Below are 14,933 nucleotides of genomic sequence, written 5' to 3' on the forward strand. Positions count from 1 at the left end.
GCGTCCGCCGTTATGTGTGTGCTGCGTATTTTGCGCCGATGCAAAACGGGCTCCATGAAGGAGCCCGTCGTTGCTTTAGCGGCGTGCGCTGGGCAAGCCTCAGGCGTTCAGGAGTTGTTCCAGTCGTCCGAGCTGTCGTTGCTGCCCATATCGACACCGCCGCCGCCCGAGCTGTCGTCCCAGTCGTTCGAGCCCTGGCCGAAGTCGAGGCCGCCGCCGTTGTTGCCGTCGCGCTGAACCCTGCGGCCCTCGTCGTCGACATACACATCGCGCTCGATCACGCGGTCACGGCCATGATTCAGGGCTTCGCCGAGCAGCACGCCCGTGAGCAGGCCACCCATGCCGCCCATGCCACCGCCGCCTTGCTGCACGATGACCTGCGGCGGTTGCTGCGGCGGCGCAGGCGGATACTGCGGCTGACGTCCGAAGGCGGCGTCGGCTTCGCGCGCGTAGGGGGAGTTGCTGCCGTAGTCGGGCGCGGCAGGCTGCGCATTCGGATCGGCGCGGCCCTCGGCGCGCGCCTTGAGGCTCGCGAACTGGCGTTCGAGATCCTCGATCTCATACGGCGGTCGCGGATTCGCGCTGTTCGAAAGCGTTTCGACGAGGCTGCGCAACTGCGCTTCGAGTCCTTCGACTTCCTTTTCGAGCGCTTCGTGACCGGGCGCGGTCGAGAGCTTCACGTCGAGCTTGAGCGAGCGCACGCCGTTGAGCAACTCGGTGGCGCGCTTGAGCTGGTCGCGGCGGTCGTCGCCGGCCTTCGCGTCTTCGGTGGACTTTGCGCGACGCAGCGTCCAGCGCAGCACGAGCACAATGCCGACCAGCAAGATGGCGATACCAATCCACATGCCCATACCAGGACCTCGCTTCTGTGGCGCGGGCGCGGCCAACTGCTGCTGCGTGAACGGGTTGCCCGTGCTGTTCGTGTTGACACTGCCGACGCGTGAAGCGTCGGAACGAATCTTCGCTTCGACCTGCGCGAAACGTTGCGGCTGGGTGAAGCGGATTTGCGGATCGAGCGACTTCGCCTGCTCGACCTGGGTAAGCGCGTCGCTGTAACGACCTTCGCGGTCGAGGACCTGGGCGTAGAGGTAGTGCGCGCGAGCGTTGTCCGGATGCGCCTGCAGGACTTCGGTCAGGCCGGAATCGGCGCGCTGCCAGTCACCCTGCGACATCGCGGATTCGATCTGCTGCACGCTCGGCAAGGCGAACGCAACGCCGCCCGTAAAGACGAGCGACGCGACGGCGATACTGGCAGCGGCAAGAAACTTTTTCATGTTGCAGGCCGGGCGGATTGACGCCCGTCTCCATGGCATTCGATACGGGGATGCGGCGCTCTCGCGCGCCTGCCGATTGCCATCGGCCGCACGGATCGTGCCGCGCCGCATCCAGCACGCAGGCGCTTACTGTGCCGGCGTGTTCATCTGCTTCTTGAGCGCCTCGAGGCGCTCGTCTACCGACGGACCCTTGTTGAGCGCCGCGAGCTTGTCGTCGAGCGCCTTGCCGCTCGACTGGTCGGACGAATTCAGGCGGGCGTCCGAGCGCGCGTTCGAGAGCGCGACCTTTTCTTCCAGCTTCTGGAAATCGCCGTCGAGATTCTTCCCGCCGATGCCGCCCAGCGCCGTAGCCGCGACATCCTTCGCCTGGGCGATCTGCTGCTTCGCCTGCAGGATGTTCGAGCGCGCGTTCAGGTCGTTGCGGCGCTGGCGCATGTCGTCGATCTGCTGCTTCAGTTGATCGACCGACGGTTCGAGCTTCGCGAGTTCGCCCGCGAGCGCGTCGCGTTCGGCTTCCGCGGTTTGCTGCGCGCCGAGCGCTTCGCGTGCGAGCGCTTCGTCGCCCGATTGCAGCGCGCGCTTCGCGCCGTCTTCGTACTTCTTCGCCTTGTCGGCGGCCACGTCGCGCTTGCTTTGCTGCGTCGCGACCTGCGCCTGGATCTCGACGAGCGAGTTCTCCGCGCGGCCGATGCTGTCGTCGAGCTCACGCACGATCTGGCGCGCGTCGCGCGACGGATCCTGCACCGAGTCTGCGGCGTCGTTGAGCAGGCCCTTGACGGTGCGGGAGATGGAGTCGAAAAGCGACATGAATTCCTCCAGTGAAATGAGATCGGCCGTGGTGGGCCGAGGTGCGTGTTCGCGGTTTGGCCTCACGCGCCAGCCGGCCGGCAGAGGGCTGATCCATCTGCCAGCTTACGCCGCTTTGCGCCTGGCGCGCATGCACGGCGAAAATCGGGGCGAGTGCGGCAATTGCAATAGCGTGAAGCTGTTTTCTTGCACGCGTGTGTTCATCAGAACGGGCCTGGCTGCGCGGCGTGAAGCACCGCTGCAGGCCGGGCGCCGCCATCGACCGCGGATATTACACCACGGCCCGTCTTAAAAGGGACTTAAAGGAATCGGGCCTGCCCAGCGCTCGCGGCGCGTATGTAAGCGGGCGTTAAGCCGATTGTGACTCGTGTGTATGGCGGCGTGGATGCTGCGCGTGTCAGGCGTATTTGCCGCCTTCGGGCGCGGCGTCGTCGCTGCGGGCTTCGTCGCGTGGATCGCTCGCGTCGCGCCGGGAGCGGGCGAAGGGCGCCGAGCTCAGCGGCTGCAGCGGTTCGACGTCCAGCGATTGTGCGGCGGCCGTGTCGAGCGCGGCGCTTTGCGCTGCAGCGGCCGCTTCGGCGCTCAGCCGGGCGACAGCCTGGGCGATTTCGCGCGCGGCATGGCTCACGTCCGCCTCGTCGGTGTGCGCGGCGGGCAGGGGTATGTTTGGCGCTTGAAGCGTTGCCTCGTGAGCGTCGTCGTCGTGAAGAGCCGCGGCCGCTTCGCCAGCCTTTTGCGCGTCCGCGTTCGCGTCGCTCGCACCGATGGCCGCCGCCGCGCCCACCGCTGGCCGGATCGCGCCCGCTCGACCCACACGCAGCGGTCTCGCTGCCTTTTGCAGCACCTGCGCGAGCGCGTCGGGCTGACGCGGCGCGTTCAGCCGGTCGACGATGCTCGCGGCCTTCACCTGATCGCTCGTCGCGCTGAACGCGATCACGGCGCGGCGCATGAGTTCGCTGAGGCTGATGCCGAGCTCGTCGGCGGTGGCGGAGATCGCGCGCTTTTGCGCGGGCGTAACGAAGACGACGATGCGTTCGCTGGGCTTGTTCATGATCGACGGGCCGTTGGGTCGGCTTCGTATGACGTCGGTTTGCCTGCCTGCGCAACAGCTTTTTGTAAGAATGGATGCGTGCTTGCCTGGGCGCGGACAGGGGCGTGTAGCAGATCTTTCATGATAAGACGGGTGCGCCGATGCGCAATGAGAAGGTGCGCGACCAGGAACAACCCTGCCTGCAAAAATCTGCCGTCAACGATCAGTCGATGCCTAATTTATCGCGCTACACAAGGACGGTTACGAAACTTTTCGCGCATAAAACCATGATCGACGCAAGCGAGCGCCCGGACGGCCAGAAATCGGGCAGGAAGTGTTTCCCAAGAAACTCTTACAAAAAAAGCGCGACCCGGCGTGCGCGATTTCTTTAGAATGCGCTGTTACATTTCGCGAATGGCGCCCGAACGGGCGGTATTCGCATGTGGCGTGCCATAGTGCGCGCCGCGCGGCCGGACGGGGGCGTTGCCGGTCGCGCCGCGTCGCCGGGATTGAGCCGGCGACGTCGTATGCCGCATTGGCGCCATGACGCCGTGGTCGAGATCCATGCGCGCGAGTTGCGCGCAGCCGGCGCGCGCGAGACGCGCCCATCATTCCAGTCATGCCTATCATCAAACGACCGCCTTCACCGCAGTACCCGAACGAAGATCGGGAACCCTCCTTCAACCACGGGCGCCAGCCGCCTCGCCGGCCTGAATCGGGCGGCGGGTCCGGCGGCAACGGGCCGCGCGACGGGAGCCCGAAGCGGCGCTCCTTCGGCACCACGCTCGCGCTCTGGTTCGTCGGCCTGATCGGCACGCTCTGCGTGGTCGGTGCGCTGCTCGTGGGCTACGCGCTCGTCGTGATGGAGCCGCAACTGCCGTCGCTCGATGCGCTCACCAACTATCAGCCCAAGGTGCCGCTGCGCATCTATACCGCCGATCACGTGCTGATCGGCGAGTTCGGCGAAGAGCGACGTCAGCTCGTGCGTTTTCAGGATATCCCTGATATTCAGAAGAAGGCCGTGCTCGCCATCGAGGACTACCGGTTCTACGAGCACGGCGGCGTGGACTTCGTCGGCATCCTGCGCGCGGGCGTGGCCGACCTGATGCACGGCGGCGCCTCGCAGGGCGCGAGCACGATCACGATGCAGGTCGCGCGCAACTTCTTCCTGTCGAGCGAGAAGACCTACACGCGTAAGGTCTACGAGATGCTGCTCGCCTACAAGATCGAGCGCGCGCTCACGAAGGACCAGATTCTCGAGTTGTACATGAACCAGATTTATCTGGGTCAGCGCGCCTACGGTTTTTCGGCGGCGGCGCGCGTGTACTTCGGCAAGGACCTGAAGGACATTACGGTGGCCCAGGCGGCGATGCTCGCGGGCCTGCCGAAGGCGCCTTCGGCGTATAACCCGATCGTCAATCCGCACCGCGCGAAGATTCGCCAGGAGTACATCCTCAAGCGCATGCTCGACCTCGGCTACATCACGCAAGCGCAGTACGACGAAGCGATCAAGGAGCCGCTGCAGACGAAGACGGCCGGCACCGAGTACAACGTGCACGCCGAATACGTCGCCGAAATGGTGCGCCAGATGATGTACGCGCAGTACAAGGACGAGACGTACACGCGCGGCCTCACGGTGACGACGACGATCGATTCGGCCGACCAGGATGCCGCGTACGCGGCTGTGCGCAAGGGCGTGATGGACTACGAGCGCCGCCACGGCTATCGCGGACCGGAGGGCTTCGTGCAGTTGCCCGCGGACGGCGACGACCGCGAGCAGGCCATCGAAGACGCGCTCACCGATCACCCGGACAACGGCGACCTCGTTTCGGCAGTCGTGACCGACGCGGGCCCGAAGTCGGTGACGGCGCAACAGCTCGACGGCACCTCGGTGACGGTGACGGGCGAGGGCCTGCGCTTCGTCGCGGCCGCGCTCTCGCCGCGCGCCTCGCAGGCGCTGCGCATTCGCCCGGGCTCGATCGTGCGCCTGATGGAGGACGCGAAGGGCAACTGGCAGATCACGCAGCTGCCGCAGGTCGAAGGCGCGCTCGTCTCGCTCACGCCGCAGGACGGCGCGATCCGCGCGCTGATCGGCGGCTTCGACTTCAACAAGAACAAGTTCAATCACATCACGCAGGCGTGGCGTCAGCCGGGCTCGAGCTTCAAGCCGTTCATCTACTCGGCTTCGCTCGAAAAGGGCCTTGGGCCGGCGACGATCATCAACGACGCGCCGCTGTACTTCCCCCCCAGCACGCCGGGCGGCGACGCGTGGGAGCCGAAGGACGACGACCAGCCCGAAGGGCCGATGTCGATGCGCCTCGCGCTGCAGAAGTCGAAGAACCTCGTGTCGATCCGCATCCTCTCGTACATCGGCACGAAGTACGCGCAGGACTACGTGACGCAGCGCTTCGGCTTCGACGCGGACAAGACCCCGCCGTACCTGCCGATGGCGCTCGGCGCGGGCCTCGTCACGCCGCTGCAGTCGGCGGGCGCGTATAGCGTGTTCGCGAACGGCGGCTATCGCATCAACCCGTATCTGATCGCCGAAGTGGACGACGCGCGCGGCCAGCCGATCCTGCGCGCGCAACCGTCGGTGGCGGGCCAGAATGCGCCGCAAACGCTTTCGCCGCGCAACGCATTCGTGATGAACAGCCTGCTGCACTCGGTGGCGACGGCGGGTACGGGCGCCGGCACCAACGTGCTCCATCGCAACGACCTGCAGGGCAAGACCGGTACGACCAACGACGCCAAGGACGGCTGGTTCGCCGGTTATCAGCGCACACTGGTCGCCGTGGCGTGGATGGGCTATGACCAGCCGAAGAGTCTCGGCAGCCGCGAATTCGGCGCGCAGCTCGCGTTGCCGATCTGGGTGGAGTACATGCAGCGTGCGCTGCGCGGCGTGCCGCAGGAAGAACCGGCGATGCCCGAGGGCCTCACGACGATCAACGACGAACTGTTCTTCTCGGACATGACGCCGGGTAACGGCTTCGTGGCGAGCATCGGTCTGGACTCGGCGAACCCGGCCGGTGCGGCGAGCGACGCGAGCGGCGCGACCGGCAGCATGGGTCCGGGCGGCATGACGCCGCCGAACGTGACGAACACAGAGAAGAAGCAGATCATGGATCTGTTCGAATCGAACAAGCCTTGATGCCGGTTTGATGAGTTCTGCCGGATAAACACGGCGCGTCGGCAACGGCGCGCCGTGTTTTGTTTGGTGAGCGGAATTTCCTTGTGGGCCAAGGAGTTGGGCGAGCTTTCCAGGGCTTTTCCACAGGGCTGTCAACGAAATCTGTGGGTAACTCTCGTGCCGACTTTTCCACAGTTTTTGTTGAAGCCCCTGTTCATAACCCTGGGATATCGAAGCTAACTGGCTGACGCCAAAGGCTTTGTTCACAGGCAGGCCGTATGAGGCATCGCGCCTCAAAACACATCGTCAGAACGCAGTCCGAAGGTTTGGCTGTGCGAACCGCGCGAATACGTGACGGCGTGAACAGGCAGGAATACGAACAGCTCCACGGTAGTGATGCGCAAAGAACAGGACTACGCAGTGTCCCGGTTCTGCGGCGCGCCGAGCGCCGCTTCGATGGCGTCTTCCAGCCGGTCGTTACCCCAGAACATCTCTTCGCCGACGAAAAACGTCGGTGCGCCGAAGATGCCGAGATCGCGAGCCGCCTGGGTGCGCTCGCGCAGGCGCAGCCGGTTCGCCTCGCTGCCGGCTTCCTCGATGAGCCGTTGTGCCGGCAATCCGAGCGTGGTGAGCATCTGTGCGACGGCTTCGGGCGAATCGACTTCGCGGTCGTCGCCATAGTTGCGCGTCATGACGGCGCGGCACCAGTCGGGCAGCCACGGCTCGTCGGCGGCGAGCACGGCGATGCGCGTCGCGAGCACGGTGCGGCGGGGAAACTCGCTGGGTTGTTGCCACGGCAGTGCGTATTTGCGGCACTGCCGGCGCATGTCCTGCCACACATAGGCGCCTTTTTCCTTCTGCACGACGAAGGGCGGACCTTCCCAGCCGAGTGCGTCGAGAATGGGGCCGAGGAGGAAGGGCCGCCAGTAAACATCCACGCCATTTCGTTCGGCGAGCGCAGCGATGCGCATCACGCTGAGATAGCTGTAGTTGCTGGCGAGGTCGAACCAGAAGTCAAGCGATGGACGGGACATGCTGTCGTCTCCATGAAGCGGTTGCACCGAGGTGCGCGGCGCTTGCGATCATGGTACGCCGAGACGCCCGGACAATCGCGAGTGTTACTTGCCTTGTGCGGCGGCTCCAGCGTCCGATGCGGGAGCGGCAGCGGCCGTGTCCGTCCCGCGCCCGCTGCCGAGCGTCGCCGGGTTGACCGGCGGATTGCCCATCGCCTGGAAGAGGGCGGCCGTATCGGCAAGCCGGGTGCCGCGGTAGCGGATTTCGTCGAGCCGCGCGTTACGCCATTGCTGCTCGCTTTGGCGCACCGCGTACCACGGCACCGCGCCCAACCTGTAGCGCGCGTTGGTGTCCTCGTAGACGCCCTGGGCCGTGCGTGCCGAGGTACTGGCTGCGTCGAGCGCCTGGGCGTCGTGATCGAGCGCGGCGAGACGATCGGCGACGTCCTGGAACGCCGTGAGCACCGTTTGCTTGTAGGTGTCGTTGGCTGCCTCATAGGACTGCAACGCCGCACGCCGCTGCGCAACGAGTGCGCCGCCGTGGAAAATCGGCTGCGAAAGCGAAGCGCCGATCGCCCACAGCGCGCCCGCGCCGGAAGTCACCACCGGCCAGCTGAAGCCGCCCTGGCCGAGCGCCGCCGAAAGCGTGATGCTCGGGTACATTTGCGCGGTGGCGGCGCCGACGCCCGCCGCGGCCGCCTTGAGCGTGGCTTCGGCGGCTTCGATGTCGGGTCGGGTTCTCAGGAGTTCTGAAGGGATGACTACCGGTACCTGCGCGGGCAAGGTCAGGCTGGCGAGATCGAGGTCGGGCGGCGCCTGGTCGGGTGTGCGGCCGATCAGCACGGCGAGCGCATGGCGCTGTGCGACCCATTGCTGACGCAGCCCCGGCAGGCTCGCCGCGAGCGACGCCGCGCTCTGCTGCGCGCTGAGCAGATCGGTGCGCGAGGCCGAGCCGAGCGCGTAGCGCTTTTGCACGTCGTCGGCCTGCGCATTGGCGAGCGCGATCAGCTGTTCGGTCGTGTCGATCTGCGCATGCAGCGTTGCCGCGCCGAGCGCACTTGCCACGATGTTCGCCGCGAGCGCGCGCTGCGCGGCCTCGAACTGGAACGCCTGCACGTTCACGCGCGAGGCGAGCGCCGCGTTGTTCAGGCGGGTCGCGCCGAACACGTCGAAGGTGTAGCGAACGTCGATCAAGCCCGCAAAAATCGCGTATTGCAGCCGGTCGATGCCGAACTGTGGGATCGCGGGTTGCTGCTGGCGTTGCGCGATGCCGATGGCGTCGACGGTCGGCAGCAGCGAGCTGCCGATCTGGCCGCGCAACTGCTCGCGCGCCGCTTGCAGGTTGTGGTCGGCGGCGGCGAGGTTCGGGCTGTTGGCGAGGCCCTCGTTCACGAGCGCATCGAGCGCGTCGCAGCCGTAGAGCGTCCACCATTGCGGCACCGGTTCCGCGCCCGTCACGAACTGCTGCGCGACGCCCTGGGCGGCGACCGTCTGTGCCGGTTGCGCCTGCACACCGTAGTGCTCGGGCTGCGGCATGGCGGGCGGCTCACCGGTCGGGCCCATCGCGCAGCCGGCCAGCGCGAGCGCGGCGCATGCGGCGAGCAAGCCGGGCGCGTGCGGAAAACGTGTTGCGGGCGAACGCGCCGTTGCACGCGGGCCCGACGCCAATGTCGAAGAATCCGTCTTCATGATGCCTGTTCCGGCGTCTTGCCGGTCTCGTCAGTCTCGCTGCTGCGCACGCGGAACGCGGCCGCGTAAGCCGCGGGCAGGAAAAACAGCGTGAGCACGGTCGCAATCGTGATGCCGCCCATCAGCGCCGTCGCCATCGGCCCGAAGAAGTTCGAACGCAAGAGCGGGATGAGCGCGAGCACGGCGGCCGCGGCGGTCAGCATGATGGGCCGGAAGCGGCGCACCGTGGCGCCCACCACGGCGTCGAAGCGCTTGTTCCCGGCGCGGATGTCCGTTTCGATCTGGTCCACGAGGATCACCGAGTTGCGCATGATGATCCCGAACATGGCGATCACGCCCAGCATGGCCACGAAGCCGAACGGCTGCCCGAACAGGAGCAGGGCGATCACCACGCCGATCAGGCCGAGCGGCGCGGTCAGCACGACCATCAGCACGCGCGTGAGGCTTTGCAGCTGGATCATGAGCAGCGTGAGCACGGCAATGGCGAGCACCGGCAACTGCGCGAAGATGGACGCCTGGCCCTTCGCGCTTTCCTCGACGGAGCCGCCCACCTCGATGTGGTAGCCGGGCGGCAGCGCGCGCTTGATCGACTCCAGTTTGCCGTCGAGCGCATGCGTGACGTCGATGCCCTGTGCGCCCGCTCGCACGTCGGACTGCACGGTGATCGTCGGCTGCCGGTCGCGCGACCATATCACGCCGTACTCCAGATCGTTGGCGAGATGCCCGAGCGCTCCAAGCGGCACCGGGCCGTTGGGCGTAGGCATGGCGAGCGTGAGCAGGCGGGCCGGATCGACGCGCTCGGCAGCGGGCGAGCGCAGATCGACGCTGATGAGCTTGTCGCGCTCGCGAAACTGCGTGACGGTATAGCCCGAATACGTCATCTGCAGGAAGTTGGCGATGTCCTGCGACGAGACATTGAGCGCGCGCGCCTTTTGCTGGTCGATCTGGAAGTGCAGCGAGCGTCCCGCCGGTTCGTCCCAGTCGAAACTGACGTTGTCGGTGCGCGAATCGGCGCGCATCGTCGCCGCCACCTTGTTCGCGATGTCGCGCACGGTGGGGACGTCGTCGCCGCTCACGCGGAACTGCACGGGGTAGCCGACCGGCGGCCCGTTCTCGAGCCGCGAGAGGCGCGTGCGGATGGCGGGGAACTTGTCGCGCAGCATCGGTTCGAGCCAGCTGGCGAGCTTTTCGCGATCTTCGACCGACTTCGTCGTGATCACGAACTGCGCAAAATTGGGCTGCTGCAACTGCTGATCGAGCGGCAGATAGAAACGCGGCGCGCCGGTGCCGACGAAATCGACGAAATGGTCGATCTCGGGGCGGCCCTTGATCGCCGCTTCGAGGCGCTTCGTCTGGCGCAGCGTCGCATCGATCGAGGCGCTTTCGGGCAGGCGCACGTCCACGAGCAACTCGGGCCGGTCGGAACTCGGGAAGAATTGCTGCGGCACGAGCTTGAAGCACGCGAGCGCGGCCACGAACAGCGCGATGGTCAGCACGAGCACGATGGCATGGCGCTCGATGCACCAGCCGATCCAGCCACGCAGCCGCCGATAGAAACGCGTGTCGTAGATCTCGTGCTCGTGATCGTCGCCATGGGCGGCGTGCGCCGCATCCGGATCGGGCTTGCGCTCCGGCAACAGCCGGTAGCCCAGCAGCGGAATCAACACGACGGCCGCGAACCACGAGGCGATCAGCGCGATGGCGGAGACCTGGAAGATCGAGCGCGTGTACTCGCCGGTGCTCGACCTCGCGAGCACGATGGGCAGGAAGCCCGAAACGGTGACGAGCGTGCCGGTCAGCATCGGGAACGCGGTGCTGGTGTAGGCGAATGCAGCGGCGCGCGTGCGGTTCCAGCCCTGTGCGAGCTTCACCGCCATCATCTCGACGGAAATGATGGCGTCGTCCACGAGCAGGCCGAGCGCGAGCACGAGCGTGCCGAGCGACACCTTGTGCAGACCGATGCCGAAGAGGTACATCGCGAGCGAGGTGACGGCGAGCACGATCGGAATGGTGATGACGACCACCATGCCCGTGCGCACGCCCAGCGAAACGAGGCTCACGAGCAGCACGATGCCCACGGCCTCGGCCACGGCTTCGACGAAGTCGTCCACCGAGCGCGAGACCGCATCGGGCATGCTCGACACCTCCACGAGCCTCAGGCCCGCGGGAAGTTGCGCGCGCAACTTCTCGACGCGCGCATCGAGCGCCTTGCCGAGACGGATCACGTCGCCGCCCGGCTGCATCGTGAGGCCGATACCGAGCACGGCCTGGTTCTGGAAGCGCATCTGCGTGGCGAGCGGCTCGTCGTAGCCGCGCCGGATCGTCGCGATGTCGCCGAGGCGAAACGTGCGGTCGTTCACGCGGATCAGTGTATCGGCGAGCGCCTCGAGGTCCTCGTACTGACCGCTCGGGCGCACGAACAAGCGGTCGTCGGCGGTCGTGAGCGTACCTGCGGCGGAGACGCTGTTCTGCGCGCCGATCACCTGGCCGAGTTGCGTGGGCGAGATGCCCAGGCGTGTGAGCTGCGTGTTCGGAATTTCGATGTAGATGCGCTGCTGCGGATCGCCGAAATAATCGACCTTGCCGACGTCGGGCACGCGCAGCAACTGCTCGCGCAGCTTGTCTGCGTAGTCGTGCAGTTGCGCGGGCGAAAAGCCGTCGCCCTCCAGCGCGTAGATGTTGGTGTAGACGTCGCCGAACTCGTCGTTGAAGAACGGCCCTTGCACGCCCTGGGGCAGCGTGTACGCGATGTCGCCGACCTTCTTGCGTACCTGGTACCAGGTCTCACGCACTTCGCTCACGGGCGCGGAGTCCTTCATCGTGAAGAACACGAGCGATTCGCCGGGCCGCGAATAGCTGCGCAGAAAGTCGATATACGGCGTTTCCTGCAGCTTGCGGCCGATGCGGGTCGTCACCTGATCCTCGACCTGGCGCGCGCTCGCGCCGGGCCAGAAGGTCTGGATGACCATCACGCGGAACGTGAAGGGCGGGTCTTCCGATTGCGCTAGACGCGTGTAGGCGAGCGCGCCAAAGATCGTTGCGAGCGCAACGAGAAAGGTGACGAGTGCCCGATGCCGCAGCGCCCACGCCGACAGGTTGAAGCGGCCCTCTTCGTGATCGGCGCCGGGGCCCGAGTCCGTCGTCTGGCTCATGACGCGAAGTCCTCGGGATGCAGCGGCGCCACCGGCCGTACCTGCTCGCCCGCGTGGACGGTATGGACGCCTTGCAGCACGATGCGTTCGCCGTCCTGCAATCCGCCCGCCACGGTGATCGTGCGCGCGTCGTAGCGCGCGATGTTCACGCGCCGCAATTGCAGCACGTTGTCGGGCGCGTGGACGACCCAGATGGCGGGCGCTGCGCCGTCGTGGAAGAGCGCGGTGGCCGGCACGGTAAACGCGGCCGGCGCGTTGGCCTCGCTCGGTGCCGCGAACGCCACGTTGGCGGTCATGCCGAGACGCACGTCGGCATCGGGACGTTCGAGCGTGAGCCTCGCGCGCCACGTGCGGCTTTGCGGGTCCGCCGCGGCGGCGAGTTCGCGCAGGCGCGCCGTGTAGTGGCGACCGGGCAGGGCGCCGAGCGTGACCTGCGCGGTGTCGCCGGTGTGCAGCGCGGCCACGGCGCGCTCTGGCAGGTCGCATACCACGTCGACGTCGCCGCTCCATGCGAGCTGGTAGACGGCCTGGCCGGCCTGCACGTTCTGGCCGGTGTCGGCGTTTTCGGCGGTGATGACGCCCGCGTGGTCCGCTACGACCTGTGTGTAGCGCAACTGGTTCTTTGCCAGCGCGAGCTGCTGCTGCGCCTGATCGCGCTGGGCCGCGGCCGAGGCGTAGGCATCCTGCGTCTGTTCGAGCTGCGCGCGGGCGATGAGATTGGCCGCCGACTGGGCGGTATCGCGATCGAGCTGCTGCTTCGCGAAGACGAGGCGATGCTGCGCGGCGTCGAACTGGGCCTGCGCGCTGGCCGCGTTCTTTTCGAAGTCTGCAGGATCGAGCCGCGCGAGGGTCTGGCCGGGCTTGACGTTGTCGCCCAGGCGCACGCTGCGCTCGATGATCTTGCCGTTCACGCGAAACGAAAGCGGCGTGGCGTTGCGCGCCTCGATATCGCCTGGATAGACGGGGCTCACGCCGCCGCCGTCGGGGTGCACGGTCATCGAGACGACCGGGCGCGGCTGCGGCGGGGCTTCCTTTTCCTTGCCGCAGGCAGCCAGCGCGGCCACACCGAGCACGAGAAGCACATTCGCGGCATGCCGCCACGGTGCACTGAACTTACCGGTACCACTGCGCATTCTGCTCGATGCGCCACGACCGCGACGATTCACCTGGACCTCGATAGGCTGGGTGCGCACGCAGACCGCAATGCCGCCGGACCGGCTGCGCCGCCGTTGAGTCGCGGGCGCGGCGCGGCTCGCGCACCGACCCGGACTTGGGATGATGAGCCGGATTCTAATACAACCTTGTATCTGAGTGCGAATCTGAATCCGAGGAATGTTTCAGTGCTAGACTCGCGTCCATCCGTGATACATAACGACGCCCCACGCCATGAAGCGCATTCGACTCACCCGCGAACAAAGCCGCGACCAGACGCGCGAGCGCCTGCTCGACGCCGCGCAGGCCGTGTTCATGAAAAAAGGGTTCGTGGGCGCGAGCGTCGAGGACATCGCGCACGCGGCGGGGTACACGCGCGGCGCGTTCTACTCGAACTTTTCGGGCAAGTCGGACCTGCTCGTGGAACTGCTGCGGCGCGATCACGAAGCCATGCAGACCGACCTGCGCGCCATCTTCGAGACCGAGGTCTCGCGCGAGCAGATGGAGGCGCGCGTGCTCGCCTACTACAGCCGCATGCCGCAGGACAACAAGGTCTTCCTGCTGTGGGTGGAAGCCAGGCTGCTGGCTGCGCGCGACGCGCGCTTTCGCACGCGCTACAACGCCTTCATGAAGGAAAAGCGCGAGAGTCTTGCCGTGTACATCGAGGAGTTTGCGGCGCGTGCGGGCATGCCGGTGCCGCTCGATCCCCAATTGCTCGCGCTCGGGCTGATGGGGCTGTGCGACGGGGTGCAGTTTCTCGCCACGGCCGATCCGCAGCATGTCACGCCGCCAGTCGTCGAAGCCGTGCTGGGGACTTTCCTCGCGCGCGTGGTGTTCGGCCGCGACGCGTGAGCCCGGCGTGCAGCCAGCCCACGACGCGCGCGCGTCAGGAGCCGAGGCCAGGGCCGTAGTTGCTGCCGATCAGCCGCGTAACGGACGCGACGTCCTGGTAATCCTGCTCGGGCATGCCGTCGAGGATGCCGAGCACCTCGTTGCTCGCGCCGGCCTCGCGCGCGGCGTCCACGAGTTCGTCCTTGTTGGCGGGCCAGCGCACCTCGCGCAGCACGTCGGCGAATTGCAGATCGATGGGTTCGTCGGGAATGCGAGAGGCTGACATGCGTGGCGTCCTTTGCGCGGGCGGCCGGCGTTGGCGGTCCGCGTCGTCGTCTCGTTTGTTGTGCGGTTTGTTTTTCAGATTCTGTTCGCGCCCGGTCTGCTTTGCGGCGCGCAGCGCTAGCGCCGCGCCTCAAGCATACACAATCCGCCTCGCACGCCCTCGCCGCGTGCGCACGCGCTGCTCATTTGCCGCTCATGCGCCACTTTGGTTTGCCGCTTGTTCGCAAACGGGGGTACCGGTCAGGCTCAGGTCTGCTCGTGCAGGTCCGGGCTGAGCGTCTTGTCCAGCCGATGCGACCTGGGCAGCGTGAGGTACTCCCAGTGTTGCGGACCGTTTGCGGTCACGGGCACGTTGGGGGCAGGGGGCGCGACGGGGGCGTCGTAGGCGTGGGACTGTCCACTTGCGAGCGGGATGTGCGCGCTGGTCGGCGTGACCGGTGAGTCCTGCGCGGTACGTACCGGAGCGGCGAAGCAGGACGCCGACAACAGCACGGTGGTCATCAGTGTCGAGGTTTTCATCGCTCGACCTCCTTTCTCATGCGGCCCACAGGTCGCAGCAAGCGCCGTACCGCA

Annotated in this window: 11 protein-coding genes; 2 read left to right on the forward strand and 9 right to left on the reverse strand. The window is 66.7% G+C overall.

Features of this window, described 5'->3' with window-relative positions:
- Positions 1 to 107: 107 nt before the first annotated feature.
- The 3 genes from AB3X98_RS14110 to AB3X98_RS14120 all read right to left on the reverse strand — a co-directional run bounded on the left by AB3X98_RS14110 (position 108) and on the right by AB3X98_RS14120 (position 3,132).
- Positions 108 to 1,274 carry a tetratricopeptide repeat protein gene (locus tag AB3X98_RS14110; protein WP_368605398.1) on the reverse strand — a complete coding sequence of 389 codons (1,167 nt, stop codon included), beginning with the start codon at positions 1,272 to 1,274 and terminating at the stop codon, positions 108 to 110.
- A gap of 126 nt (positions 1,275 to 1,400) precedes the next feature.
- Positions 1,401 to 2,081: a PspA/IM30 family protein gene (locus tag AB3X98_RS14115; protein WP_069265671.1), complete on the reverse strand. Its 681-nt coding sequence runs from the start codon at positions 2,079 to 2,081 to the stop codon at positions 1,401 to 1,403.
- A gap of 397 nt (positions 2,082 to 2,478) precedes the next feature.
- The gene (locus AB3X98_RS14120; protein ID WP_368605397.1) at positions 2,479 to 3,132 is read right to left on the reverse strand and encodes a hypothetical protein; all 654 of its coding nucleotides are present in this window, start codon (positions 3,130 to 3,132) and stop codon (positions 2,479 to 2,481) included.
- Between the two features lie 598 nt (positions 3,133 to 3,730).
- Between AB3X98_RS14120 and AB3X98_RS14125 the strand changes: the two genes are divergently transcribed.
- Positions 3,731 to 6,259 (forward strand): penicillin-binding protein 1A, encoded by a 2,529-nt coding sequence (locus AB3X98_RS14125; RefSeq protein ID WP_368605396.1) that lies wholly within the window; start codon positions 3,731 to 3,733, stop codon positions 6,257 to 6,259.
- Between the two features lie 392 nt (positions 6,260 to 6,651).
- On the opposite strand, the gene AB3X98_RS14130 is transcribed toward AB3X98_RS14125, so the two are convergent.
- The 4 genes from AB3X98_RS14130 to AB3X98_RS14145 form a co-directional block, all read right to left on the reverse strand.
- Positions 6,652 to 7,272 (reverse strand): 2-hydroxychromene-2-carboxylate isomerase, encoded by a 621-nt coding sequence (locus AB3X98_RS14130; RefSeq protein ID WP_368605395.1) that lies wholly within the window; start codon positions 7,270 to 7,272, stop codon positions 6,652 to 6,654.
- A gap of 84 nt (positions 7,273 to 7,356) precedes the next feature.
- The gene (locus AB3X98_RS14135; protein WP_368605394.1) at positions 7,357 to 8,940 is read right to left on the reverse strand and encodes an efflux transporter outer membrane subunit; all 1,584 of its coding nucleotides are present in this window, start codon (positions 8,938 to 8,940) and stop codon (positions 7,357 to 7,359) included.
- Positions 8,937 to 12,092 carry an efflux RND transporter permease subunit gene (locus AB3X98_RS14140; protein ID WP_368605393.1) on the reverse strand — a complete coding sequence of 1,052 codons (3,156 nt, stop codon included), beginning with the start codon at positions 12,090 to 12,092 and terminating at the stop codon, positions 8,937 to 8,939. Before AB3X98_RS14140 ends, AB3X98_RS14135 begins: the two co-directional genes overlap by 4 nt.
- The gene (locus AB3X98_RS14145) at positions 12,089 to 13,225 is read right to left on the reverse strand and encodes an efflux RND transporter periplasmic adaptor subunit (RefSeq protein ID WP_368605392.1); all 1,137 of its coding nucleotides are present in this window, start codon (positions 13,223 to 13,225) and stop codon (positions 12,089 to 12,091) included. Before AB3X98_RS14145 ends, AB3X98_RS14140 begins: the two co-directional genes overlap by 4 nt.
- A gap of 253 nt (positions 13,226 to 13,478) precedes the next feature.
- On the opposite strand from AB3X98_RS14145, the gene AB3X98_RS14150 reads away from it, so the two are divergent.
- Positions 13,479 to 14,096: a TetR/AcrR family transcriptional regulator gene (locus AB3X98_RS14150; protein WP_069265677.1), complete on the forward strand. Its 618-nt coding sequence runs from the start codon at positions 13,479 to 13,481 to the stop codon at positions 14,094 to 14,096.
- A gap of 34 nt (positions 14,097 to 14,130) precedes the next feature.
- On the opposite strand, the gene AB3X98_RS14155 is transcribed toward AB3X98_RS14150, so the two are convergent.
- Positions 14,131 to 14,361 carry a DUF2795 domain-containing protein gene (locus AB3X98_RS14155; protein ID WP_069265678.1) on the reverse strand — a complete coding sequence of 77 codons (231 nt, stop codon included), beginning with the start codon at positions 14,359 to 14,361 and terminating at the stop codon, positions 14,131 to 14,133.
- 245 nt (positions 14,362 to 14,606) lie between these two features.
- Positions 14,607 to 14,879 carry a hypothetical protein gene (locus AB3X98_RS14160; protein WP_368605391.1) on the reverse strand — a complete coding sequence of 91 codons (273 nt, stop codon included), beginning with the start codon at positions 14,877 to 14,879 and terminating at the stop codon, positions 14,607 to 14,609.
- Positions 14,880 to 14,933 lie beyond the last annotated feature (54 nt).

The sequence above is a fragment of the Paraburkholderia sp. BR14312 genome, assembly GCF_040948675.1.
In the GTDB taxonomy this organism is placed as follows: domain Bacteria; phylum Pseudomonadota; class Gammaproteobacteria; order Burkholderiales; family Burkholderiaceae; genus Paraburkholderia; species Paraburkholderia nodosa_A.

Excerpts from the sequence above, each read along its gene's own strand:
- AB3X98_RS14140 (WP_368605393.1), bottom strand. The coding sequence starts at position 12,092 with ATGAGCCAGACGACGGACTCGGGCCCCGGCGCCGATCACGAAGAGGGC.
- AB3X98_RS14150 (WP_069265677.1), top strand. The coding sequence starts at position 13,479 with ATGAAGCGCATTCGACTCACCCGCGAACAAAGCCGCGACCAGACGCGC.
- AB3X98_RS14115 (WP_069265671.1), bottom strand. The coding sequence starts at position 2,081 with ATGTCGCTTTTCGACTCCATCTCCCGCACCGTCAAGGGCCTGCTCAAC.
- AB3X98_RS14155 (WP_069265678.1), bottom strand. The coding sequence starts at position 14,361 with ATGTCAGCCTCTCGCATTCCCGACGAACCCATCGATCTGCAATTCGCC.
- AB3X98_RS14125 (WP_368605396.1), top strand. The coding sequence starts at position 3,731 with ATGCCTATCATCAAACGACCGCCTTCACCGCAGTACCCGAACGAAGAT.
- AB3X98_RS14120 (WP_368605397.1), bottom strand. The coding sequence starts at position 3,132 with ATGAACAAGCCCAGCGAACGCATCGTCGTCTTCGTTACGCCCGCGCAA.
- AB3X98_RS14160 (WP_368605391.1), bottom strand. The coding sequence starts at position 14,879 with ATGAAAACCTCGACACTGATGACCACCGTGCTGTTGTCGGCGTCCTGC.
- AB3X98_RS14145 (WP_368605392.1), bottom strand. The coding sequence starts at position 13,225 with ATGCGCAGTGGTACCGGTAAGTTCAGTGCACCGTGGCGGCATGCCGCG.
- AB3X98_RS14110 (WP_368605398.1), bottom strand. The coding sequence starts at position 1,274 with ATGAAAAAGTTTCTTGCCGCTGCCAGTATCGCCGTCGCGTCGCTCGTC.
- AB3X98_RS14135 (WP_368605394.1), bottom strand. The coding sequence starts at position 8,940 with ATGAAGACGGATTCTTCGACATTGGCGTCGGGCCCGCGTGCAACGGCG.
- AB3X98_RS14130 (WP_368605395.1), bottom strand. The coding sequence starts at position 7,272 with ATGTCCCGTCCATCGCTTGACTTCTGGTTCGACCTCGCCAGCAACTAC.